Source organism: Nonomuraea sp. NPDC005730 (genome assembly GCF_040630865.1).
Taxonomy (GTDB): domain Bacteria; phylum Actinomycetota; class Actinomycetes; order Streptosporangiales; family Streptosporangiaceae; genus Nonomuraea.
In genome coordinates, this window is sequence record NZ_JBEXYK010000010.1 from 1 (window position 1) to 21,187 (window position 21,187).

The 21,187-nt window shown below is 71.4% G+C and carries 18 protein-coding genes; 11 read left to right on the plus strand and 7 right to left on the minus strand.

The window, feature by feature from the left end; translation table 11 throughout:
* Positions 1-187, plus strand: a 187-nt coding sequence (locus tag ABZ444_RS15275) for a hypothetical protein (protein WP_357996236.1), incomplete at its 5' end; no start/stop codon positions are given.
* Positions 188-230: 43 nt separating this feature from the next.
* Here ABZ444_RS15275 and ABZ444_RS15280 read toward each other — a convergent pair.
* Together ABZ444_RS15280 and ABZ444_RS15285 are read right to left on the minus strand one after the other, a co-directional pair.
* On the minus strand, positions 231-1,418 hold the full coding sequence (locus tag ABZ444_RS15280; protein WP_357996239.1) for an MFS transporter: 1,188 nt from the start codon (positions 1,416-1,418) through the stop codon (positions 231-233).
* 1,116 nt (positions 1,419-2,534) lie between these two features.
* Entirely contained in the window at positions 2,535-3,044 is a 510-nt protein-coding gene (locus ABZ444_RS15285; RefSeq protein WP_357996242.1) for a TetR/AcrR family transcriptional regulator, read from the minus strand.
* Between the two features lie 53 nt (positions 3,045-3,097).
* On the opposite strand from ABZ444_RS15285, the gene ABZ444_RS15290 reads away from it, so the two are divergent.
* Positions 3,098-4,261, plus strand: coding sequence for a cysteine desulfurase family protein (locus tag ABZ444_RS15290; RefSeq protein ID WP_357996245.1), 1,164 nt, complete (start codon positions 3,098-3,100; stop codon positions 4,259-4,261).
* Here the strand turns inward: ABZ444_RS15290 and ABZ444_RS15295 are convergent.
* Complete coding sequence (locus tag ABZ444_RS15295; protein WP_357996248.1) at positions 4,254-5,306, minus strand: DUF695 domain-containing protein; 1,053 nt, start codon at positions 5,304-5,306, stop codon at positions 4,254-4,256. The genes ABZ444_RS15290 and ABZ444_RS15295 overlap by 8 nt on opposite strands.
* Before the next feature lie 67 nt (positions 5,307-5,373).
* Here ABZ444_RS15295 and mnmA point away from each other — a divergent pair, with 67 nt between their 5' ends.
* A complete protein-coding gene (gene mnmA / locus ABZ444_RS15300) occupies positions 5,374-6,432 on the plus strand; it encodes a tRNA 2-thiouridine(34) synthase MnmA (RefSeq protein WP_357996251.1) in 1,059 nt (352 codons plus the stop codon).
* Here mnmA and ABZ444_RS15305 read toward each other — a convergent pair.
* Positions 6,429-7,061 carry an MBL fold metallo-hydrolase gene (locus tag ABZ444_RS15305; protein WP_357996255.1) on the minus strand — a complete coding sequence of 211 codons (633 nt, stop codon included), beginning with the start codon at positions 7,059-7,061 and terminating at the stop codon, positions 6,429-6,431. The genes mnmA and ABZ444_RS15305 overlap by 4 nt on opposite strands.
* A 24-nt stretch (positions 7,062-7,085) precedes the next feature.
* Here ABZ444_RS15305 and ABZ444_RS15310 point away from each other — a divergent pair, with 24 nt between their 5' ends.
* The 8 genes from ABZ444_RS15310 to gatB all read left to right on the plus strand — a co-directional run bounded on the left by ABZ444_RS15310 (position 7,086) and on the right by gatB (position 17,956).
* Complete coding sequence (locus ABZ444_RS15310; protein WP_357996258.1) at positions 7,086-8,078, plus strand: methionine synthase; 993 nt, start codon at positions 7,086-7,088, stop codon at positions 8,076-8,078.
* Positions 8,079-8,092: 14 nt separating this feature from the next.
* Complete coding sequence (locus tag ABZ444_RS15315) at positions 8,093-8,512, plus strand: hypothetical protein (RefSeq protein ID WP_357996261.1); 420 nt, start codon at positions 8,093-8,095, stop codon at positions 8,510-8,512.
* Between the two features lie 73 nt (positions 8,513-8,585).
* Positions 8,586-10,778 carry an NAD-dependent DNA ligase LigA gene (ligA, locus tag ABZ444_RS15320; RefSeq protein ID WP_357996264.1) on the plus strand — a complete coding sequence of 731 codons (2,193 nt, stop codon included), beginning with the start codon at positions 8,586-8,588 and terminating at the stop codon, positions 10,776-10,778.
* Positions 10,779-11,008: 230 nt separating this feature from the next.
* On the plus strand, positions 11,009-13,081 hold the full coding sequence (locus ABZ444_RS15325; protein ID WP_357996267.1) for an EAL domain-containing protein: 2,073 nt from the start codon (positions 11,009-11,011) through the stop codon (positions 13,079-13,081).
* Between the two features lie 68 nt (positions 13,082-13,149).
* Entirely contained in the window at positions 13,150-14,583 is a 1,434-nt protein-coding gene (locus ABZ444_RS15330) for an ATP-binding protein (RefSeq protein ID WP_357996270.1), read from the plus strand.
* 96 nt (positions 14,584-14,679) lie between these two features.
* Entirely contained in the window at positions 14,680-14,979 is a 300-nt protein-coding gene (gene gatC / locus ABZ444_RS15335) for an Asp-tRNA(Asn)/Glu-tRNA(Gln) amidotransferase subunit GatC (protein WP_101787882.1), read from the plus strand.
* On the plus strand, positions 14,976-16,466 hold the full coding sequence (gene gatA / locus ABZ444_RS15340; RefSeq protein WP_357973265.1) for an Asp-tRNA(Asn)/Glu-tRNA(Gln) amidotransferase subunit GatA: 1,491 nt from the start codon (positions 14,976-14,978) through the stop codon (positions 16,464-16,466). Before gatC ends, gatA begins: the two co-directional genes overlap by 4 nt.
* A gap of 2 nt (positions 16,467-16,468) precedes the next feature.
* Positions 16,469-17,956, plus strand: coding sequence for an Asp-tRNA(Asn)/Glu-tRNA(Gln) amidotransferase subunit GatB (gene gatB / locus ABZ444_RS15345; protein WP_357996700.1), 1,488 nt, complete (start codon positions 16,469-16,471; stop codon positions 17,954-17,956).
* 237 nt (positions 17,957-18,193) lie between these two features.
* Here gatB and ABZ444_RS15350 read toward each other — a convergent pair whose 3' ends face one another.
* Genes ABZ444_RS15350 through ABZ444_RS15360 form a run of 3 tightly spaced genes read right to left on the minus strand, consistent with a single transcriptional unit; the run spans position 18,194 to position 21,187 of the window.
* Entirely contained in the window at positions 18,194-19,729 is a 1,536-nt protein-coding gene (locus tag ABZ444_RS15350) for a tripartite tricarboxylate transporter permease (protein ID WP_357996273.1), read from the minus strand.
* Position 19,730: 1 nt separating this feature from the next.
* Positions 19,731-20,216 (minus strand): tripartite tricarboxylate transporter TctB family protein, encoded by a 486-nt coding sequence (locus tag ABZ444_RS15355; protein WP_357996277.1) that lies wholly within the window; start codon positions 20,214-20,216, stop codon positions 19,731-19,733.
* Positions 20,216-21,187, minus strand: coding sequence for a tripartite tricarboxylate transporter substrate binding protein (locus ABZ444_RS15360; RefSeq protein WP_357996280.1), 972 nt, complete (start codon positions 21,185-21,187; stop codon positions 20,216-20,218). Before ABZ444_RS15360 ends, ABZ444_RS15355 begins: the two co-directional genes overlap by 1 nt.

The following is a 21,187-nucleotide window of genomic DNA, read 5'->3' on the forward strand; positions in this document are numbered from 1 at the left end:
GGCGCCGCACGACGTGCGGCGCCGCTTCGCCGTCTCAGGCGGACGTGGCGGGCGCGGTCCGGGCGCCGGCCGCCTTCGCAGCGCCGTCCCCAGCCGCCACCATTCGCCGCCGGAGATCGCGGCCGACGAAGACGACGGCGGTGACCTATGGCTTGAACAACGCCTAAGCCTCGCACTCCATCCATGAATCGGACATGGATGGATGTACGAGGCTTGGCATGACAAATGTCCTACGCGGCGACCTTCACCGGCTCCCGCACCGGAACGGCTCCGAACACCGGCGCCTCCCGCCTGGGCAGGAACCGCGACGCCACGGCGATCAGCACGCCCAGGACGACCGCGATGCCGAGCGCGCCGCGCAGCGAGGTGGCGTCCGACAGGAAGCCGATCGCCACCGGGCCGAGCAGCAGGCCCGCGTAGCCCATGGCGCCCGCCTGGGCGATGGCCGGTCCGGGGGCGTCGGTCGCGGTGCCCGCCAGGGACAGCGTCAGCGGCGCGATCGTCGCCACGCCGAGCCCGACGAAGAACATCGCCAGCACCGCCACCAGCGCCGCCGGAGCCATCAGCACGACCGTGAAGAAACCGGCCGTGGCCACGCCGGACACGCCCAGCATGCCGCGCACCCCGAACCGGGAGCGCAGCCGGTCACCGGTGAGCCTGGCCAGCAGCATGCCGGCCTCGAACACCGGGTAGCCGAGCGCGGCCAGCGCCTCGGGCGCGCCGAGCTCGTTGCGCATGTACAGGCCGTTCCAGTCGGCGACCATGCCCTCGACCATGAAGGCGAAGAACATGATCGCGCCGAGCAGGTAGACGATCGCCGGCATGCGGTGCCGGGCCGTGCGCGCCGCCTCCGTCACCGGGGCCTCCGGCAGGTACGTACGGCCGAGCAGCAGCGCGACCGGCAGCGAGACCAGGGCGACCACTGCCAGGTTGGCGGTGAACGACAGTCCGGCGGCGATCGACAGGCTGCCCAGGGCGCCCGCCGAGATGGCGCCCACGCACCAGCCGGCGTGCATGCCGTTCATCAGCGGACGGCCGTACGCCTGCTCGACGGTGGAGCCCTGGGCGTTCATGGCGACGTCCACGGTGCCGAAGGCCATACCGAAGAACGTGGCGGCCACGACGAGGAGGGGCAGGTTCGGGGCGAAGGCGACGGCCAGCAGGCCGACCGCGGTGAGTGGGGCGCCGATCCGCAGAACCGCCCTGCTGCCCGCGCGGGCCAAGATCCGTCGCATGGACTGCATGGTCACGAGGGCCCCGAGGCCCCATGCGAGGAGCACCGCGCCGACCGTGGACTCGGACAGGCCGAGTTTGTCGGTCAGGGCGGGGATGCGCACGGTCATCGTGCCCACCATCAGGCCGCCGAGGACGAAGGTGAGGATCGCCCCGTAGCGGGCCGTCCTCAGGTCGCGGGTCATATGGCACACCTCTCACAAACTCGTTATTTCGCCACAAATCAGGCGTCCCCTTGTGGGGGCGCCCAGAAAACTGGGGGATGAACACTCGAAGGGACAAAAACCACCAACCAAAACCCCGGCCCACCACCCTGGCCCCGAGCCGCTGGTTCGGTCCCGGGTCACTGAGTCGGCCCCGAGTGCCCGACCCGGCCCGCTCGAAGTGCCCCGCCGGTTCACCGGCCCGGCTTCGTGTCTTTGGCCAGTTCGCCGCCGACCCGGCTCACCGAGTGCTCGGCCGGCCCGACGGCCCCTGTGCCTCCGGTTCGCCGAACCGGCCGGCCGGGCCTGCGGCCCGGCTCACCCAGCGTCCGGCCGGTCCTACCTCCCTGGTGCCCGGCCGGCCCCCCGACCTGCACCTGAGCACCCGCTAGGGCTGGCTCGGCCGCCTGGCCTCCATGGAGGTCGAGCGACTTGGCTTGTCGATGGGCCTGGCTGGAGGGCGAGCGGGGCCGTGCAGGCGTTGGCGGGCCGAGGTCGGGCGAACCGGCCTGGGCCGTTGGGTGGGTTGAGGCGGTTGGTCGGTTCGGGGCCCTTGGGTGGGCTGAGGCCCGGCTGAGGGCGTCGTGGTTGGTGTGGGGGCGCGGGTGGCCGGCTGGTGCCGGTCGGGGTCAGGTCGTGCTGCTCGGTGAGCGACCCGGGGTCTCGATCGTGGCCCGCGTCATGGCCGGACGGTCGGCCCTGCCAGGCTGACGGCCAGACCGGGTCGGTCCCGCCGCTCGACCGACCGCCGCGCCCTCCGGCCTACCGTCTGCCTGACGGGGGCCTGCGCGTCCGGCCTGCCCAGCCCGTACGGACCGGTCTGACGGGGACGGCGGGCGCCGCCGAGGCGCTCGGTCTGGAGGAAAAGCGGGCGAAGGCCATGGGACAGGGGTCGTGGGAGCACGGGATCGTCATCGCGAGGCCACCCTCCCATCCGTTCCGGCCCACCACAGAAGCCACAGAAAGCCGCAGAAAACCACAGAGAGCCGCGGAGAACTGCGGAAAGCTCCGTGATCGAAGCTCCGACAGCTGAACCAGAAGTGACCCCGGCACATTCCCGGGACCACAGTGACTCCCGACACACCGGAACCAGCCGGTTCAGCCGGGTTTGAGCAGCGCTCTCAGCCGGGCTTCGAGGGCACGCAGGTCCGCCTCCGAGTTGAGCTGCGGATCATGACTGGCCACGTCCCACAACCCCTCGCAGGCCAGCCGCACGATCTGCGCGGCCAGCGGGTCGGGCTCGTCGCTCAACCCCTCCCGGTGCCATCGCGACATCGCCTCCCGCAGCGGCGCGAGCAGGAAGAGGTTCCCCGACGCGCCCGTCACGACGGCCCATCTTCGGAGCCGCCCCGAGCGCACGGCGATCAGCGTGGCGCCGAGGTAGCGCTCGGTGTACGTGCCGTCCGGCTGCGCGGCCATCAGGTCGTCGAACTCTTCGATCAGCCGTTCGACCATGCCCTTGATCAGGGCCTCTTTGGTGCCGAAGTGGTAAAGAAGGCCGCCCTTGCTCACCCCGGCCCGGTCGGCCACGGCGGACAGCGTCAGCGCGGCCGACCCCTGGTCGCACAGGAGGTCTTCCGCCGCGTCCAACAGCTCGTCCCTTCGCATGCCTCAACTGTACCGTCCGGACGGTACAGTGGCAAACGAGATACCCTGATCTGGTGACACGACCGTCGGCCTATCTTGATCATGCGGCGACCACGCCCATGCTGCCCGAAGCGATCGAGGCCATGACGGAGCAACTCAAACGCGTCGGCAACGCCTCATCGCTGCACGCCGCGGGCCGTCAGGTGCGCAGGGTCGTCGAGGAGTCCCGCGAGAGCATCGCCGACGCCCTGGGGGCCCGGCCGAGCGAGGTCGTGTTCACCTCGGGCGGCACCGAGGCCGACAACCTCGCGATCAAGGGCCTCTACTGGGCGCGCAGGCCCCGGCGGCGCATCCTGCTCAGCTCCGTCGAGCACCACGCCGCGCTCGACCCGGCCGCGTGGCTGGCCGAGAGCCAGGGCGCCGAGGTCGAGCTGCTCGACGTCGACGAATACGGCCGGGTCCACCCCGACACGCTGCGCGCCGCCATCGAGCGCGACCCCGACGACGTCGCCATGATCAGCGTCATGTGGGCCAACAACGAGGTGGGCACGGTCCAGCCGGTCCACGTGCTGGCGGCCGTCGCCCACGACCACGGCGTCCCGTTCCACACCGACGCGGTGCAGGCGATCGGGCAGCTCCCGGTGTCGTTCGCCGACTCCGGCGCCGACGCGCTCACGCTGACCGGCCACAAGGTCGGCGGCCCGATGGGCGTGGGCGCGCTGCTGCTGACCAGGGGGCTGACCCCGGTGTCGGTGCAGCACGGCGGAGGGCAGGAGCGCGACGTGCGCTCCGGCACGCTCGACGCGCCCGCCATCGCGGGCCTGGCCGCCGCCGTGCGGACAGCCGTGAAGGAGCAGGAGGCCCTCGGCCGCCGCCTGACGGCGCTGCGCGACGAGCTCATCCAACGCGTCCGCCAGGCCGTCCCCGACGTCGTGCTCAACGGCGACCCGACCGGCCGGCTGCCCGGCAACGCCCACTTCTCCTTCCCCGGCTGCGAGGGCGACGCGCTGCTCATGCTGCTCGACGCCAAGGGCGTGGAGTGCTCGACCGGCTCGGCCTGCTCGGCGGGCGTGGCGCAGCCCTCGCACGTGCTGCTCGCGATGGGCGCCGACGCGGCGGCCGCGCGCGGCTCGCTCAGGTTCACCCTGGGCCACACCTCGACCGGCGCCGACGTCGACCGCCTGATCGAGGTGCTGCCCGCGGCTGTCGAACGGGCCCGCAGGGCCGGGCTCAGCTGAGGAAGGGGGAGACCGCGGCCCAGGCGGGGTCGCTGCCCACGTCGACCCGCGGCTCGCCCTCCTCCCAGCTCACGATCAGCTCCTTGGCGTGGATCGCCGCGTCGGAGGCCGGGTCGGCGTAGACGTGGATGACCCGGTGGCCTGCGGCGCTCAGGTGCGCGGCCAGCAGGGCGTCGTCGCGAAGTTTGAGCAGGCGGGCGGCCAGGCGCTCCTCGAAGTCGCGCAACGCCTTCAGCGAATCGCCGACGGGCAGGCCGTCGGCGTCGCGGTGGGCGTACGGGAGCGTGATCTCGATGTGCTGGTCGAGCAGCGGGTGGTCGACGGGCCGCAGCGGGAAGCGCGCGGTGGCCACCAGCGACGCGCCCTCGCCGGTCTGGCCTTCCAGCAGCAGCCACTCCTCGCCCTGATAGCCCGAGGCCAGGTCGGCGACCACGGCGGGCAGGTGGACGGCGGCGACCGCGTCGATCGGCTGGAACGTGGCGGGCGTGATCTCGCCCACCCATCTGGCGACGTCGTCCTCGCCCAGCAGCCAGTCGAGGGCGAGCAGCGTCGCCTCCAGGCGGGTCTCCTCGTCGAGCTCGCTGAAGATCGGGTGGTGGGCGGCCACGTCGACGCGCGGCTGGTTGCGCGGCACGCGCAGCCCGAAGACCAGCTTGTCGAGCGCGAACTCGAAACCGCCCACGTCGAGCGTCAGCTCCAGCGCCTGCGGGTTGGCCTGCCGGGACGGATGGAACTCCCACAACAGGTCGGCCGGCGGCGCGGCCCTGGCCCAGCGGTGGGCGAGCGAGCGCAGCTCGGCGTCGCCGGCCGCGGTCACCACCAGGGCGTGCGCGGCGTTCCTGCCGGGCGCCACCTCCCAGACCAGGCCGGGGTCGATCGCGGCCACGGCGGGGGCGACCAGCTCCTCGATGCCGTCGGCCGTGCCCGCCGCCACCAGCGAGTCGAGCCGCGGCCTGGCCTCCTGCCACCACGCCCAGAACGCGGCCACGCCGTCGCCGGGCCGGTCGGCCTCTTCTTCTTCGTCCTTGCGCCCGAACAGTCGCATGCGCTGAATCCTTCCAGACGGAGCCGATGGCCGCGCACTCCCCGCCGGACAGTACGCTGGAACGGTCATGGGACTGCGTGTGCTTGCCGCCATGTCGGGCGGCGTCGATTCCGCCGTGGCCGCCGCCCGGATAGCCGAGGCCGGTCACGACGTCACTGGTGTGCATCTGGCCCTGTCGGCCAACCCCCAATCCCACCGCACGGGTGCGCGGGGCTGCTGCACGATCGAGGACTCCCGCGACGCGCGGCGGGCCGCGGACGTGATCGGCATCCCGTTCTACATCTGGGACATGGCCGAGAGGTTCCAGCGCGACGTGGTGGAGGACTTCGTGGCCGAATACGCCGCGGGCCGCACACCCAACCCGTGCCTGCGGTGCAACGAGAAGATCAAGTTCGAGGCGGTGCTCGACCGGGCGCTCGCCCTCGGCTTCGACGCCGTCGCGACCGGCCACCACGCCAAGCTGTCCGACGGCGTGCTGTCCAGGAGCGTCGACCAGGGCAAGGACCAGTCGTACGTGCTGGGGGTGCTCACCCGTGAGCAGCTCAGCCACGCGATCTTCCCGCTCGGCGGCTCCACCAAGGCCGAGGTGCGCGAGGAGGCCGCGCGGCGCGGCCTGACCGTCGCCGACAAGCCCGACAGCCATGACATCTGCTTCATCGCCGACGGCGACACCCGCGGCTTCCTGGCCGGCCGGCTCGGCGCCGAGGAGGGCCCGATCGTCGACCAGGAGGGCGCGGTGGTGGGCACCCACCAGGGCGCCCACGGCTTCACGGTCGGCCAGCGCAAGGGCCTGCGCATCGACCGTCCGGCCGCCGACGGCAGGCCGCGCTACGTGTTGTCGATCGAGCCGGTCTCCAACACGGTCACGGTCGGCCCGCGCGCGGCGCTGGAGGTCACCTCGATCTCCTGTGTCCGCCCGGTCTGGAACGGCCCGTCCCACCTCGACGACCTGACCGTGCAGCTCAGGGCCCACGGCGAGGTCTACGGCTGCCGCTTCGAGGAGGAGGCGGGCGGCCTGCGCATCGACCTCGACCGCCCGGCCACCGGCGTCGCGGCGGGCCAGGCGGCCGTGCTCTACTCCGGCGACGCGGTCATCGGCTCGGCCACCATCGTCTCGGCCGCCTAGGGCAGCGTCACCGACTCGCCGACCTTGAGCCGGCGCATGTCGGCGCCCTGCTTGTCCGACTCCAGCTCCAGGTAGTTGTCCACCAGCGACAGGCCGATGTCGTTGAGCAGGCCGTCGTGCGTGGAGAACGCGCGGGCCGGGCGGACTGTGCGCAGGTACTCGACCATCTCGCTGAGCTTCATCCAGGGGGCGTTGGTCGGCGCGAGGAGGGTGGGCACCTCGACGCCGGGCAAGGTGAGCGCGTCGCCGGGGTAGAACACCTCGTCGTCGAGCATGAAACCGACATTCTGTACGACGGGCGCGTCGGGGTGGTTCTTGCTGTGCCACTCGCCGAACGCCTTCACCCGGAAACCGGCCGCGTCGAAGGAATCGCCGTGCCGGACCACCTGGACCTTGACCGGCACGTCGGTCAGCTCGGCCGCGACGCCCTCGCACGTCCAGACCTCGACCCCGGCGGGGGCGGCCTTCAGCTTCTCGATGTCGAAGTGGTCGAAGTGCTGATGGGTGATCAGCACCGCGTCGACCCCGTCGAGCACCGGCTCCTGCGAAAAGGTGCCCGGGTCGATGACCAGGACCTTGCCGTTCTTCTCAAGGCGTACGCAGGCGTGCGTGAGTTTGGTGAGCTCCATTCGGCAGAGCCTACGCTTGTGCCCATGTCTACGTGGGAAGCCACCGGGGTCGGGTCACATCCGGGTGAGGATCATTTTGAGGCGATCCGTGTCGTGTTCGGCGAGTTGCCCGGCCTGCCGTACCTGCCGGAGCTGCCGGCCCGCGGGGTCGGCGCCGACATGATCGGCAGGACGGCCGGGCTGCTGATCGACCTGCCGGTCGAGGTGCAGCCGTCCGGGTGGCGGCTGGCCGACCGGCCCGGCCGCGACCATCAGCGGGCCGTCGATCACCTGCGCCGCGACCTCGACGGGCTGGAGGAGGTCGCGCACGACTACTCCGGGCCGCTCAAGCTGCAGGTGTGCGGGCCGTGGACGCTGGCCGGGTCCCTTGAGCTGAAGTACGGCGACAAGATGCTCTCCGACGCGGGCGCCGTGCGCGACCTGGTCGCGTCGCTGGCCCAGGGGGTCGCCGACCACTGCGCCGAGGTGCGGCGGCGGTTGCCGGGGGTCACCGAGATCGTGCTGCAGCTCGACGAGCCGGGGCTGCCGGGCGTGCTGGCGGGCACGGTACCGACCGCGTCCGGGTTCGGGCGGCTCGCGGCGGTCGAGGAGTGGCGGGTGGAGGAGTCGCTGCGGCTGTTCCCCGACCCGGTGGTCCACTGCTGCGCGCCCGGGGTGCCTTATGCGCTGCTGCGGCGGGCCGGGGCGCGTGCGGTGTCGGTCGACGCGTCGCTGCTGCGCCGCAGGGACGACGACCAGCTCGGCGAGCTCTTCGAGGCCGGGGCGGGCCTGCTGCTCGGCGTCGTGCCGGGCAGAGACGTCGCGCTGCCGGACACCGGGGTGGTCGCCAGGCCCGCGGTGGAGCTGTGGCGGCGGCTCGGGTTCGCCCCCGACGGGCTGGCCGCCAAGGTCACGCTGACGCCCGCCTGCGGCCTCGCCGGAGCCTCGCCCCGCTACGCGCGGGCGGCCCTGGCGGCGTGCAGGAAGGCCGCCCAGGTGCTCAAGGACGATCCGGCAAGCGGGATGCAAGGCGGCTGAGTAGCGTCCTCGCCATGATTGTTCGCGCTCTGGCCGTCGGTGCCGCCATGCTGATCGCGTCCGCCTCGATCGCCGTCCCCGCCGGGGCCTCGGCCAACCCCGAGATCTGGAGCTGGGGGTCGATCTACTCCGCCGACCGGGCCGGGAAGGCCAAGGGCAAGGTCCTGCTCGACCGGCCGGGGTTCGTGGTCAGCGGCAGGCTGTACGACTTCCCCGGCCGTACCGGGTGCTCGTGGTTGCAACTGCGCTGGGTCAAGGACGGCGGCGGCGCCGGGCACAAGACGTACCGCAACTGCTCGGGCACCAAGCCGCTGGAGTTCTCGCTCGAGACCGGCTACATGCTCTCCATCGAGGGCAGGGTCTGCCGGGGCACGGCAAGGAAGATCACCGGTAACTGCTCGGTCTGGGAAGGCGTCTGGGCCCAGGGCGGATGACCGGCGGAGTCGTTCCTGTCGGGGCCCGGCGGTAGCGTTTGCTCAGCGTGTCTGACGTGGAAGGAGACCCAGCGTGAGCGAGCGTGACACCGAGGTCGGGGGCGTGCCCGTGGCCGGGCTCAAGCGGCATGCGGAGCTGAGCGAGCTGGTCGAGGACGCGCGCTGGCGCTACTACGTGCTCGACCAGCCGACGGTCAGCGACGCGCAGTTCGACGAGTGGTTCGGCGAGCTGCTCACGCTGGAGCAGGCCCATCCGGAGCTGCAGACACCCGACTCGCCCACCCAGAAGGTGGGCGCGCCGGCCTCGGGCGACTTCGCCAAGGTCAGCCACCTCAACCGCATGGAGAGCCTCGACAACGCCTTCGACCAGGCCGACATGGCCGCCTGGATGGCCCGCGTCGAGCGGCTGGCCGAGCGCGACCCGGGGCCCTACCTGTGCGAGCTGAAGATCGACGGGCTGGCCATCGCGCTGGTCTACCGCGACGGCAAGCTGGAGCGCGGCGCGACCCGGGGTGACGGCCGGGTCGGCGACGACGTCACGGCCAACGTGCGCACGATCAAGGGGGTGCCCCACCGGCTCAAGGGCGAGGGCGTCCCGAGCCTGGTCGAGGTGCGCGGCGAGGTCTACATCCCGGTCGAGGGCTTCAAGCAGCTCAACGAGCAGCTCGTGGAGCAGGGCAAGCCGCCGTTCGCCAACCCGCGCAACTCGGCGGCGGGCACGCTGCGGCAGAAGGACGCGCGCGTCACCGCCCAGCGCCCGCTGCGCATGCTCGTGCACGGCATCGGCGTCTGGGAGGGCTCGGCCGTGCCGCGCACCCAGTCGGAGGTCTACGAGCGGCTGCGGGAGTTCGGGCTGCCGGTCAGCGACCTGTTCCAGGTGGTGCCCGGCCTCACCGAGGTCGACGAGTTCATCGAGCACTACCGGGTGCACCGGCACGATCCGGCGTACGAGATCGACGGGGTCGTGGTCAAGGTCGACGACTTCCGCACGCAGCGGGAGCTGGGGTCCACCTCGCGGGCCCCGCGCTGGGCGATCGCCTTCAAGTACCCGCCGGAGGAGGTCAACACCAAGCTGCTCGACATCCAGGTGGGGGTGGGCCGCACCGGCCGGGTCACGCCGTACGCGGTGATGGAGCCCATCGTGGTCGCGGGCTCGACCGTCGAGCGGGCCACCCTGCACAACGCGGCCACGGTGATCAAGAAGGGCGTGCTCGTCGGCGACACCGTGGTGCTGCGCAAGGCGGGCGACGTCATCCCCGAGATCGTCGGCGCGGTCACGGCGTTGCGCGACGGCTCCGAGCGGGAGTTCGTCATGCCGACCCACTGCCCGGAGTGCGGCACCGAGCTGGCCTACGAGAAGGAGGGCGACGCCGACCTGCGCTGCCCCAACGCCCGCAGCTGCCCCGCGCAGATCCGCGAGCGCCTCTACTTCGCGGCCGGCCGGCGCGCGCTCGACATCGACGGGCTGGGTTACGTGGCGGCGACCGCGCTCACCCAGCCGGTGCCGCCGCAGGAGCCCGTCCTGCGCACCGAGGCCGACCTGTTCGACCTGACGATCGAGCAGCTCATGCCCATCCGGTCGGTCGTCCGCGACCAGGACACCGGCCTGCCCAAGCTCGACCCCGAGACCGGCGAGCAGAAGGTCGTCTCCCTGTTCGCCAACCTCGACGGCGGGCCCAGCCAGGCCGCCCGCACGCTGGTCGACGAGCTCGCCCGCGCCAAGTCGGCGCCGCTCGCGCAGGTGCTGGTGGCGCTGTCGATCCGGCACGTCGGGCCACCGACGGCGCGTGACCTCGCCGACTCCATGCGGTCGATCGACGCCATCATGAACGCCTCGGAGGAGGAGCTGGCCTCGGTCAAGGGCATCGGGCCGCGGGTGGCGGCGACGATCCGGGAGTGGTTCGAGGTCGACTGGCACCGGGAGATCGTCGAGCGGTGGCGCCGGGCCGGGGTGCGGATGGACGACGGCCCCGCTCCGGAGAAGACCGAGCCCCAGATCCTGGAGGGGCTGACGTTCGTGGTCACCGGGACGCTGGAGGCGTACACCCGCGACACCGCGTCCGAGGCGCTGACCGGCCGGGGCGGGAAGGTGGCCGGTTCGGTGTCGAAGAAGACGTCGTTCCTGGTGGCGGGGGAGAACGCCGGGTCGAAGTACGACAAGGCGATCAGCCTGAAGGTGCCGATCCTCGACGAGCAGGGGTTCGAGCTGCTTCTGAAGGAGGGCCCGGAGGCCGCGGCGCGCGTGGCGGTCGTCGAGGAGGGGTAGCGGAGCCCCGGCTCGCCCTTGCGGCGGGGCTGGTGTTCGGTGGCCTCGCGGATGGGCGCCCGGCGGGCTGGGGATCAGAGTCGTGTACGGACTGTCGATGGCCGCGCTACCCATAGTGGTTTTTGGGTATATGTCGGAAAGGAGAAGTGACGGAACGTACGCGCTTGGTTTCGCGAAGTGGGGTGAAGGTCGTACCCTCCCATAGTGACCTAATGGGGGTTCTGTTACCGATGACTGACCCAACCGACACCCGTGACACCGGTCCACGCGTCGGCACGCCGCTCTGGGCGTTCCTCGCGGGCATCACCGTGATCGGCTTCACCGCGCTGATCGTGGCCCTGCTCAGGCTGGATCCGGTCGCGCTGGCGGAGCTCGCCCGTACCCCGCTGTTCTGGGTGCTGGCGGTGCTGGTGATGCTGGGCGAGCTGCGGCCCGTCATGGTGTCCTCGGCGACCGCGGTCGGCGGCACCTACCCGTCGACCATGTTCACCTTCGCGGTGCTGCTGCACTTCGGGCTGTCCACGGCCGTGCTCATGCAGGCCGTCGCCATCGCCATGAACGGCGTCGTGACGCGCAAGGCGTGGCACCGGGTCATGTTCAACGTCGCCCAGTCCACCCTCGCGCTCACCGCCGCGGCCGTGGTGCTCGGGCTGTTCGGCGTCGTGCCGGGCCCGGCCGTGCCGTGGACGCCCAGCGGGGCCGACCTGCCGGCGATCGCGCTGGCCGGGGTGGCCTACTTCGCCACCAGGGCCGCGCTCGTGTCCGGGGCGGTCGCCCTCCACGAGCGGCGTTCGATCGTGCGCGTGCTGCGGGTCACCGCCGGGCCGCAGGGGCTCGTCTACACCGCTCTGCTGGGCCTCGCGCCGCTGGTCGTCGTGGTGATGGACCATTCGCCCGGCCTCGTGCCGCTCTTCGTCGCCCCCCTCGCCGCCGTCTACTTCACCGCCACGCTGTCCATGCGCCGCGACCACCAGGCCCTGCACGACGAGCTGACCGGCCTGCCCAACCGCAAGATGCTCATCGTCAGCACGGAGGAGGCGCTGGCCGAGTCCCGCCAGGACGAGCGGGTCGGGCTGTTCCTCCTCGACCTCGACCGGTTCAAGGAGGTCAACGACACGATGGGCCATCCGGTGGGCGACCGTCTGCTGCAGATGGTGGCCCACCGGCTCACCCATTCCGTGCGTCCGGGTGACGTGGTGGCCAGGCTCGGCGGCGACGAGTTCGCCGTGCTGCTGCCCTCGATCAGAGACGCCAACGCCGCCAGGGAGGTGGCCGCCAGGCTGCGGGCCGCCCTGACCGAGCCCGTACGCCTGGAGGGCATGAGCTTCGACCTCGACGGCTCGGTCGGCATCGCGCTCTTCCCCGACCACGCCCCCGACTTCGAGCTGCTGCTGCAACGCGCCGACGTGGCCATGTACCTGGCCAAGGAAGGGCGTACCGGGGTAGAGCTCTACCAGCCCGACAAAGACCGGAACTCGCCCGAACGGCTCAACCTGCTGGGCGACCTGCGCCGCGCCATCGACAACCGCGAGCTGCAACTGCACTACCAGCCCAAGGTCAGCCTGGCCGGCGGCGCGGTGACCGGGGTGGAGGCCCTGCTGCGCTGGTGCCATCCGGTGCACGGGCCGATCCCGCCGTCGGACTTCGTCCCGCTGGCCGAGCAGACGTACCTGATGCGCCAGCTCACCGAATACGTCATCGAGGCCGCGCTCGAGCAGGCCGCCCACTGGTGGCACACCGGCCTTCAGGTGCAGATCTCGGTCAACATCTCCGCCCGCGACCTGCTCGACGCGGCGCTGCCCGAGCAGCTGGAGGTCGGCCTGACCCGGTACGGCCTGCCGCCCGCCGCCATCCAGCTGGAGGTCACCGAGCGCATCCTGACCGGCGACCAGGCCTACACCCAGGAGACCATCAAGGCGCTGGCCACGCTCGGCGTCCCGCTGTCCCTCGACGACTTCGGCACCGGCTACTCCTCGCTGATCAGGCTCCAGCGCCTGGCGGTCTCCGAGGTCAAGATCGACGCCTCGTTCGTCCGCCGCATCGCCGAGTCCGAGGACGACGACCGCATCGTGCGCTCGATCGTCGATCTGGTCCGCTCGCTCGGCCTGCGCTCGGTGGCCGAGGGCGTGGAGTCCGACGACGTCGCCCTGCGGCTGGCCGAGATGGGCTGCGACCTGGGCCAGGGCTGGCTGTTCTGCCAGCCCATGCCGGCCGCCGACGCCACCGCCTGGCTCAGGGGCCGCTGCGAGGCGGCGCCGGCGATCGAGTTCGGCTACCAGCCCGAGGTCACCCAGACGGCCTGAACGACTACAGGAGTCAACTTCGTCGAAGTACACTTCGTCGAAGTTGACTTCGATGTTGTGGGGGTTCGGTGATCCCAAAGCCAGAGCGGATCTTCGCGCGAGACTTCGAGTGGCAGGCGCTGTCCGATTTCGTCGAGCGCCGCACCTCTCGCCCGCAGATGGGTGTCGTCAGCGGAAGGCGCCGCCAGGGCAAGACCCTGCTGGTCGCCTCGATGGCCCGCGAAACGGGCGGTTTCTATTTCGGGGCGTCGGAGGCCACGGAGAGGGAATCGCTGAACCTGTTCGCGGAGGCACTGAGCCGCCACATCGGGGCGCCGCCGATCCACTTCGCGACCTGGGACGACGCGATCAGGCACCTCTTCGCCATCAGCGCCGAGCGACGCCAGCTCATGGTGATCGACGAGTTCCCCTACCTCAGCAGGGCATCGCCGGCGCTGCCCTCGATCATTCAGCGGGAGATCGATCGCGCCGTCTTCGACGAACTGCCCGTGTCGTTGCTGTTGTGCGGCTCGGCGATGTCCGTGATGGGCCGGCTCCTGGCGGGCAACGCGCCGTTGCGGGGCCGGGCTTCCATGGAGCTCTCGGTCCGGCCGTTCGACTACCGTCTCGCCGCCCGGTACTGGGAGATCACCGACCCCCGGCTGGCCGTCCAGCTGCATGCGGTGACCGGAGGAACGCCCGCCTACCTGCCCTTGGTCAACAACGACAGACCGAAAGACCTCGTTGACTTCGACGACTGGGTGCGGCGAACGGTGCTCCGGTCCACCACCCCGCTCTTCAGGGAAGCTCGCTATGTCCTCGAAGAGGAGACGGAGACGCGGGACTCCATGTACAAGTCCGTCCTGGCGGCGGTGGCCACGGGGAACAGCACACGAGGTGGAATCGCGAACTACGTGGGGCGCAAGGCGGCCGACATCGGTCATCACCTCAACGTGCTGGAAGACAGCAGCCTGCTGCGGAGAGAGCCGGACGTCTTCCGTCCCTCGCGATCGGTCTACCGGGTGTGCGAGCCGCTCATCCATTTCTACGAGGTCGTCATGCGGCCGCAGTGGGGATTGCTGGAGAGCGGCCTGGCCACCAACGCCTGGGAGAACGCCAAGCCCGGCTTCAGCGACCAGGTGCTCGGCCCGCACTTCGAGGAGATGTGCCGTCAGTTCCACCTGCTGGAACTCGAGGTCTTGGGAAACTCGCCCGGCGAGATCGGCGCGGGAACCGTCGTCGACCCCGTACGGCACGAGCAGATCCAGATCGACGTCGCGGTCTTCGCGCCCGCGATGCGCGGCGAGCGCAGGCGGGTGTTGTCGCTGGGCGAGGTGAAATGGGGCAAGGTCATGGGGCCCCGGCATGTCGCCCGGCTCAGGAGGGCGCGGGACCTGCTCGACGCCAAGGGGTACGACGTGCGGGACGCCAAGCTGGCCTGCTACAGCGGGGCGGGATTCGACGCCGCGCTGGCCCAGGAGAGCGACGTGCTGGCGATCGGCCTGGACCGGCTCTACGGATGAGTGTGTTCCACCGGGATAAGGGTTCGGGCCTGCGGCGTCACGCCCCCTAGGATGGCAGTGTCCCAAACTCCATCCACGAAACGGGTTCAACGACTCATGTCCGCCATAACCCGCGACGAGGTCGCCCACCTGGCCCGGTTGTCCAGGCTGGCGCTCACCGACGACGAGCTCGACCACTACGCCACCCAGCTCGATGCCATCATCGAGTCGGTCGCGAAGGTGGCCGAGGTCGCCGCCGAGGACGTGCCGCCTTCGTCGCACGCGCTTCCGCTGACCAATGTCTTCCGTGCCGACGAGGTGCGACAGTCCCTGACGCCCGAGCAAGCCCTTTCCGGCGCTCCCGCCGTCGAGGACGACCGCTTCCGTGTGCCGCGCATCCTCGGGGAGGAGGCATGAGTCTGATCCGCAAGACCGCCGCCGAGCTGGGGGCGATGATCGCCGCGGGCGAGGTGTCGGCCGCCGAGGTGGCCGAGGCGCACCTCGATCGCATGGCCGAGGTGGAGCCCAAGGTCCAGGCGTTCCTGCACGTCGACCGGGAGACGACCCTTGAGCAGGCGCGGGCGGTCGACGCCCGGCTGCGTGCGGGCGAGAAGCTCGGGCCGCTGGCCGGGGTGCCGGTCGCGCACAAGGACATCTTCGCCACCCGCGACATGCCGACCACGGCCGGGTCCAAGATCCTCGAAGGGTGGCGGCCGCCGTACGACGCGACCGTGACCGCGCGCCTGCGCGCGGCCGGGCTGGTCATCCTCGGCAAGACGAACCTCGACGAGTTCGCCATGGGCTCCTCCACGGAGAACTCCGCCTACCACCCGACCCGCAACCCGTGGGACCTGGACAGGATCCCGGGCGGCTCGTCCGGCGGGTCCAGCGCGGCCGTCGCCGCGTACGAGGCGCCGCTGTCCACGGGCACCGACACCGGTGGCTCGATCCGGCAGCCCGCCGCCGTCACGGGCATCGTGGGCATGAAGCCCACCTATGGCGGTTCGTCCCGGTACGGGCTGATCGCGTTCGCGAGCTCGCTCGACACGCCGGGGCCGTTCGCGCGGAACGTGCTCGACGCGGCGCTGCTGCAGGAGGCGTTCTCCGGGCACGACCCGATGGACTCCACGTCGGTCGACGCGCCGGTCCCGAGCGTCGTCGAGGCGGCCAGGAACCCCGACGTGTCCGGCATGCGCATCGGCGTGGTCAAGGAGTTCGCCGGCGAGGGCTACCAGCCGGGCGTGCTGGCCCGCTACCACGAGGTCGTCAAGCTGCTGGAGTCGCTGGGCGCCACGGTCGTCGAGGTGTCCTGCCCGTCGTTCACGACCGCGCTGCCGGCGTACTACCTGATCGCGCCGTCGGAGTGCTCGTCCAACCTGGCCCGCTTCGACGCCATGCGTTACGGCCTGCGCGTCGGCGACGACGGCACCCGCAGCGCCGAGGAGGTCATGGCGCTGACCAGGGCGGCCGGGTTCGGCCCCGAGGTCAAGCGGCGCATCATGCTGGGCACGTACGCGCTGTCCAGCGGCTACTACGACGCCTACTACGGCCAGGCGCAGAAGGTGCGCACGGTCATCTCGCGGGAGTTCCAGGCGGCCTACGAGCAGGTCGACGTGCTGGTCTCGCCGACCACGCCGACCACGGCGTTCCGGCTGGGCGAGCGCACCGACGACCCGATGGCGATGTACCTCGCCGACCTGTGCACCATCCCGTCCAACCTCGCGGGCAACGCGGCCATCTCGGTGCCGTGCGGCCTGGCCGACGAGGACAACCTGCCGGTCGGCCTGCAGATCATGGCCCCGGTTCTGGCCGACGACCGTTGTTACCGCGTCGGCGCCGCCGTCGAGAAGGCCCTGGAGAGCCGCTGGGGCGGCCCGCTGCTGAAGGAGGCCCCGTCGCTATGACCATGGTCTATGACGAAGCGCTCGACAGGTTCGAGCCGGTGCTCGGGCTGGAGACGCACGTCGAGCTCGGCACGAAGTCGAAGATGTTCTGCGGCTGCAAGACCGCCTTCGGCGCCCCGGCCAACACCCAGGTCTGCCCGACCTGCCTGGCGCTGCCCGGCTCGCTGCCCGTGGCCAACGCCATGGCCATCGAGTCGACGATCCGCATCGGCCTGGCGCTGAACTGCTCGATCGCCGAATGGTGCCGCTTCGCCCGGAAGAACTACTTCTATCCGGACATGCCGAAGAACTACCAGATCTCCCAGTACGACGAGCCGCTCTGCTTCGACGGCTACGTCGACGTCGAGATCAACGGCGAGACCGTGCGCATCGAGATCGAGCGCGTGCACCTGGAGGAGGACACCGGCAAGTCCACCCACGTGGGCGGCGCGACCGGCCGCATCCACGGGGCCGACTACTCGATCGTCGACTACAACCGCGCGGGCATCCCGCTGGTGGAGATCGTCACCAAGCCCATCCCGGGCACCGACCGGCTCGCGCCGGAGGTGGCCAAGGCGTACGTCACCGAGCTGCGCGAGATCATGCGCTCGCTCGGCGTGTCCGACGTGCGCATGGAGGAGGGCTCGCTGCGCTGTGACGTCAACGTCTCGCTCATGCCGCGCGGGGCCTCGGAGTGGGGCACCCGCACCGAGACCAAGAACGTCAACTCGCTGCGCAGCGTCGAGCGGGCGGTGCGCAGCGAGATCGAGCGCCAGGCTGGTGTTCTCGCCGAGGGCGGCAAGATCATCCAGGAGACGCGGCACTTCCACGAGGACACCGGCACCACCACCTCCGGCCGGTCCAAGGAGGAGGCCCAGGACTACCGGTACTTCCCGGAGCCCGACCTGGTGCCGATCGAGCCCGACCCGGCGTGGGTGGCCGAGCTGAAGGCGGCGCTGCCCGAGCTGCCGTCGGTCAAGCGCAAGCGGCTGCAGGCCGAGTGGGGTCTGTCCGACCTCGACATGCAGGCCATGCACAACGCCGACGCGATCGACCTGGTCGAGGCCACGGTCGCGGCCGGCGCCCCGGCGGCCGACGCGCGCAAGTGGTGGATGGGCGAGCTGGCGCGGCGCGCCAACGAGAGCGGCGTCGCGCTGGCCGAGCTGCCCATCACGCCGGCCCAGATCGCCAGGGTCACCGAGCTGGTGGCCTCGGGCGCGCTCAACGACAAGCTCGCCCGGGAGGTGCTCGAAGGCGTGCTGGCCGGTGAGGGCACGCCCGACGAGGTGGTCGAGGCGCGCGGCCTGCAGATCGTCAACGACGAGGGCGAGCTGTCGGCGATCATCGACCAGGTGCTGGCCGGCAACGCGGACGCGGTCGAGAAGGTGCGGTCTGGGAAGATCGCCGCCGCCGGTGCGCTGGTGGGTGGCGTGATGAAGGCCAGCCGCGGCAAGGCCGACGCGGCCCGCGCCCGGCAGCTCATCCTGGAGAAGCTGGGCGTCTCGGAGTAGGCACGGCCCATCCGCGGGGCCTGTGACGGTCCCGCGGATGCGTGCACATCGGCGGGGCCTTTGGTGGGTCCGGCCGCCCCGGAGCCGTCGGCGGGGCCCCTGGTGGTCCCGCCGATCCGGACATATCGACGGGGCCACCGAGGGGTCGCGCTCGCGGGCGCCGTGCCTTCCGCGCGTTCCGCCGCCGGAAGGCGGGTCCCAAGAACCACCGGGCGACGTTCCCGGTGGGCGGGCCGGTCAGTCCTCGCGTGACACGGGTGTGACCGCATCGACGCCGCGGCGTGCCATCAGCCGTCCCATCAGCCGCCGCAACAACGGCGTGAGCAGCGCGAGCAGGGCGAGGGCGAGGAGCACGGCGGCGATCGGGCTGCGTACCAGCACGCTGACGTCGCCCGCGCCGATGGCGAGCGCGCGGCGGAGCTGGATCTCGGCCATCGGCCCGAGAATCATGCCGATCACCGCGGGCGCGACGGGCAGGCCGAAGCGGCGCATGGAGAACCCGAGCAGGCCGAGGACGTAAAGGACGAACAGGTCCACGACGGTGCCGTTCACGGCGTAGACGCCGAGCGCGGCGAACAGCACGATCCCGGCGTACAGGTACGGCCGGGGGATGCGCAGGACGCGGGCCCACAGGGGAGCCAGCGGCAGGTTCAGCACCAGCAGCATCGTGTTGCCGACGAACAGCGAGGCGATCATCGCCCACACCAGGGCCGGGTTGTGGTCGAAGAGCTGCGGGCCGGGTTGCAGGCCGTACTGCTGGAAGGCGGCCAGCAGGATGGCGGCCGTGGCCGACGTGGGCAGGCCCAGCGTGAGCAGCGGGACCAGGGTCCCGGCGGCCGAGGCGTTGTTGGCCGCCTCCGGGCCCGCGACGCCCTCGATGGCGCCCTTGCCGTACTCCTCCTTGGCCACGCCCTTGGCCAGGCGTTTCTCGGCCGCGTACGACAGGAACGTGGGGATCTCCGCGCCCCCGCCGGGCAGCGCGCCGAACGGGAACCCGAGCGCGGTCCCGCGCAGCCAGGGCAACCAGGAGCGCCGCCAGTCGGCGCGGCCCATCCACGCCCGGCCCACGGGCACCACCTCGGGCGCGGCGTGCCGCAGCCGGGAGGCCACGTACAGGGCCTCGCCGACCGCGAACAGGCCGACCGCGACGATCACCACGTCGATGCCGTCGAGCAGCTGCGGGACGCCCAGCGTGAGCCGCGCCTGACCGGTCTGCTGGTCGATGCCGATCAGCCCGATCACCAGCCCCAGCCCCAGGGAGGCCAGCCCGCGCACGACCGAACGCGACAACACCGACGACACGGCGGTGAAGGCCAGGATCGCCAGCGCGAAGTAGTCCTCGGGGCCGAACGAGATCGCGAAGCTCACCACGGCGGGCGCGGCCACCACCAGCAGCGCGGTGGCGATCGTGCCGGCCACGAACGACCCGACGGCCGCCGTGGCCAGGGCCTGCGCCGCCCGCCCGCGCCTGGCCATCTTGTTGCCCTCCAGGGCGGTGATCATGGAAGACGACTCGCCGGGCGTGTTGAGCAGGATGGAGGTGGTCGAGCCGCCGTACATGCCGCCGTAGTAGATGCCGGCGAACATGATGAACGCGCTGGCCGGCGGCACGGTGAAGGTGATCGGCAGCAGCAGCGCCACGGTCATCGCGGGCCCGATGCCGGGCAGCACGCCGACCAGGGTGCCGAGGGTGACGCCGACCAGGGCGTACAGGAGGTTGACGGGGGTGAGCGCGGCGGCGAAGCCGTCCATGAGGAGCTGGAACGAGCCCATCTCAGATCACCCCGCCGAGCGGGCCGGCCGGCAGCGAGACGCCGAGGCCCTTGACGAACAGCAGGTACGTCGTCACGCCGAGGACCACGGCCACCACGGCGGCCCGCACCTTGTGCTCGGCCCCGAGCACGACCGACAGGCCGAAGAACAGCAGGCTCGCGCCGATGACCCAGCCGAGCACGTCGAGGAGCGCGGCGAAGGCCAGGAAGACGCCGCTGACCAGGCCGACGCTGCGCCAGTCGGTGGGCGCGTCCGCGTCCACGTCCTCGCTCTCCTCGGGGTCGCCGGCGCCGCCGCGCAGCACGTCGATCACGTAGAACAGGCCGATCACTACCATGGCCCCGCCGACCAGCATGGGGAAGAAGCGCGGCCCGAGGCCGAGCTGGGAGGCCGCGGCCGAGACGTCGAGCGTGCCGACCATCACCAACACGCCCAGCCCGAGCACCACGACCGCCAGCCCGAGTTCGGGCCGCCACCGACGCGCCATCAGGACACGAGCCCCATTTCGGCGATGATGCCCTTGACCTTGGTCTCCTCGGACTTCAGGTAGTCGGCGAACTGCTGCCCGGTCTGGAAGGAGTCGATCCAGCCGTTCTTGGCGACGGCGTCCTTCCACGGCTGGGAGTCGTGCATCTTGGTGACCAGATCGGTGAGGGACTTCTTGGCGGCGTCGTCCAGGCCGCCGGGGGCGACGAAGCCGCGCCAGTTGGCCAGCTCGACGTCCAGGCCGCCCTCCTTCAGCGTCGGCGCGTCCAGGCCGGCCACGCGCGAGCCGCTGCTGACGGCCAGCGCCCGCAGCTTGCCGGACTTGACGTGCTCGGCGAACTCGCCGATGCCCGAGATGCCCGCGCTGACCTTGCTGCCCAGCAGCGCGTTGAGCGCCTCGCCGCCGCCGGAGTGGGCGATGTAGTTGACCTGCTTGGGGTCCACGCCCGCGGCCTTGGCCATCAGGCCGGCCACGATGTGGTCGGTGCCGCCCGCCGAGCCGCCCGCGACGGAGACCTTCGCCGGGTCGGCCTTCCACGCGGCGACCATGTCGGCCAGCGTCTTGAACGGGGAGTCGGCCGGGACCACGACGATCTCGTACTCCTCGGTCAGCTTGGCGATGGGGGTGGTCTCGGCCAGGGTGACCTTCGACTTGTTCTGCTCGATCGCGCCCACCATGACCAGGCCCATGGTCATCAGCAGGTTGCCGTTGCCCTTCTCGCCGGCGAGCTGGGCCAGGCCGATCGTGCCGCCCGCGCCCGGCACGTTGTAGACCTCGACCTTGCGCTTGGGGTCGGCCGTCTTGAGTGCCTGCTCGGCCGTGCGGGCGGTCTGGTCCCAGCCGCCGCCGGCCGCCGCGGGGGCCATGATCCGCAGGGATCCGTCGCCGCCGGAGGCGCCGGTCTCGCCGCAGCCGGACAGGGCGGCGACGGAGAGTGCCGCCAGGGCGGCGGCGAATACGCGCAAGCGCAT

Bases quoted from the DNA above. Each gene is read 5' to 3' on its own strand.
- ABZ444_RS15280 (WP_357996239.1), bottom strand. From the start codon at position 1,418: ATGACCCGCGACCTGAGGACGGCCCGCTACGGGGCGATCCTCACCTTC.
- ABZ444_RS15285 (WP_357996242.1), bottom strand. From the start codon at position 3,044: ATGCGAAGGGACGAGCTGTTGGACGCGGCGGAAGACCTCCTGTGCGAC.
- ABZ444_RS15295 (WP_357996248.1), bottom strand. From the start codon at position 5,306: ATGCGACTGTTCGGGCGCAAGGACGAAGAAGAAGAGGCCGACCGGCCC.
- mnmA (WP_357996251.1), top strand. From the start codon at position 5,374: ATGGGACTGCGTGTGCTTGCCGCCATGTCGGGCGGCGTCGATTCCGCC.
- ABZ444_RS15305 (WP_357996255.1), bottom strand. From the start codon at position 7,061: ATGGAGCTCACCAAACTCACGCACGCCTGCGTACGCCTTGAGAAGAAC.
- ABZ444_RS15310 (WP_357996258.1), top strand. From the start codon at position 7,086: ATGTCTACGTGGGAAGCCACCGGGGTCGGGTCACATCCGGGTGAGGAT.
- ABZ444_RS15315 (WP_357996261.1), top strand. From the start codon at position 8,093: ATGATTGTTCGCGCTCTGGCCGTCGGTGCCGCCATGCTGATCGCGTCC.
- ABZ444_RS15325 (WP_357996267.1), top strand. From the start codon at position 11,009: ATGACTGACCCAACCGACACCCGTGACACCGGTCCACGCGTCGGCACG.
- gatC (WP_101787882.1), top strand. From the start codon at position 14,680: ATGTCCGCCATAACCCGCGACGAGGTCGCCCACCTGGCCCGGTTGTCC.
- gatA (WP_357973265.1), top strand. From the start codon at position 14,976: ATGAGTCTGATCCGCAAGACCGCCGCCGAGCTGGGGGCGATGATCGCC.
- gatB (WP_357996700.1), top strand. From the start codon at position 16,469: ATGGTCTATGACGAAGCGCTCGACAGGTTCGAGCCGGTGCTCGGGCTG.
- ABZ444_RS15350 (WP_357996273.1), bottom strand. From the start codon at position 19,729: ATGGGCTCGTTCCAGCTCCTCATGGACGGCTTCGCCGCCGCGCTCACC.
- ABZ444_RS15355 (WP_357996277.1), bottom strand. From the start codon at position 20,216: ATGGCGCGTCGGTGGCGGCCCGAACTCGGGCTGGCGGTCGTGGTGCTC.
- ABZ444_RS15360 (WP_357996280.1), bottom strand. From the start codon at position 21,187: ATGCGCTTGCGCGTATTCGCCGCCGCCCTGGCGGCACTCTCCGTCGCC.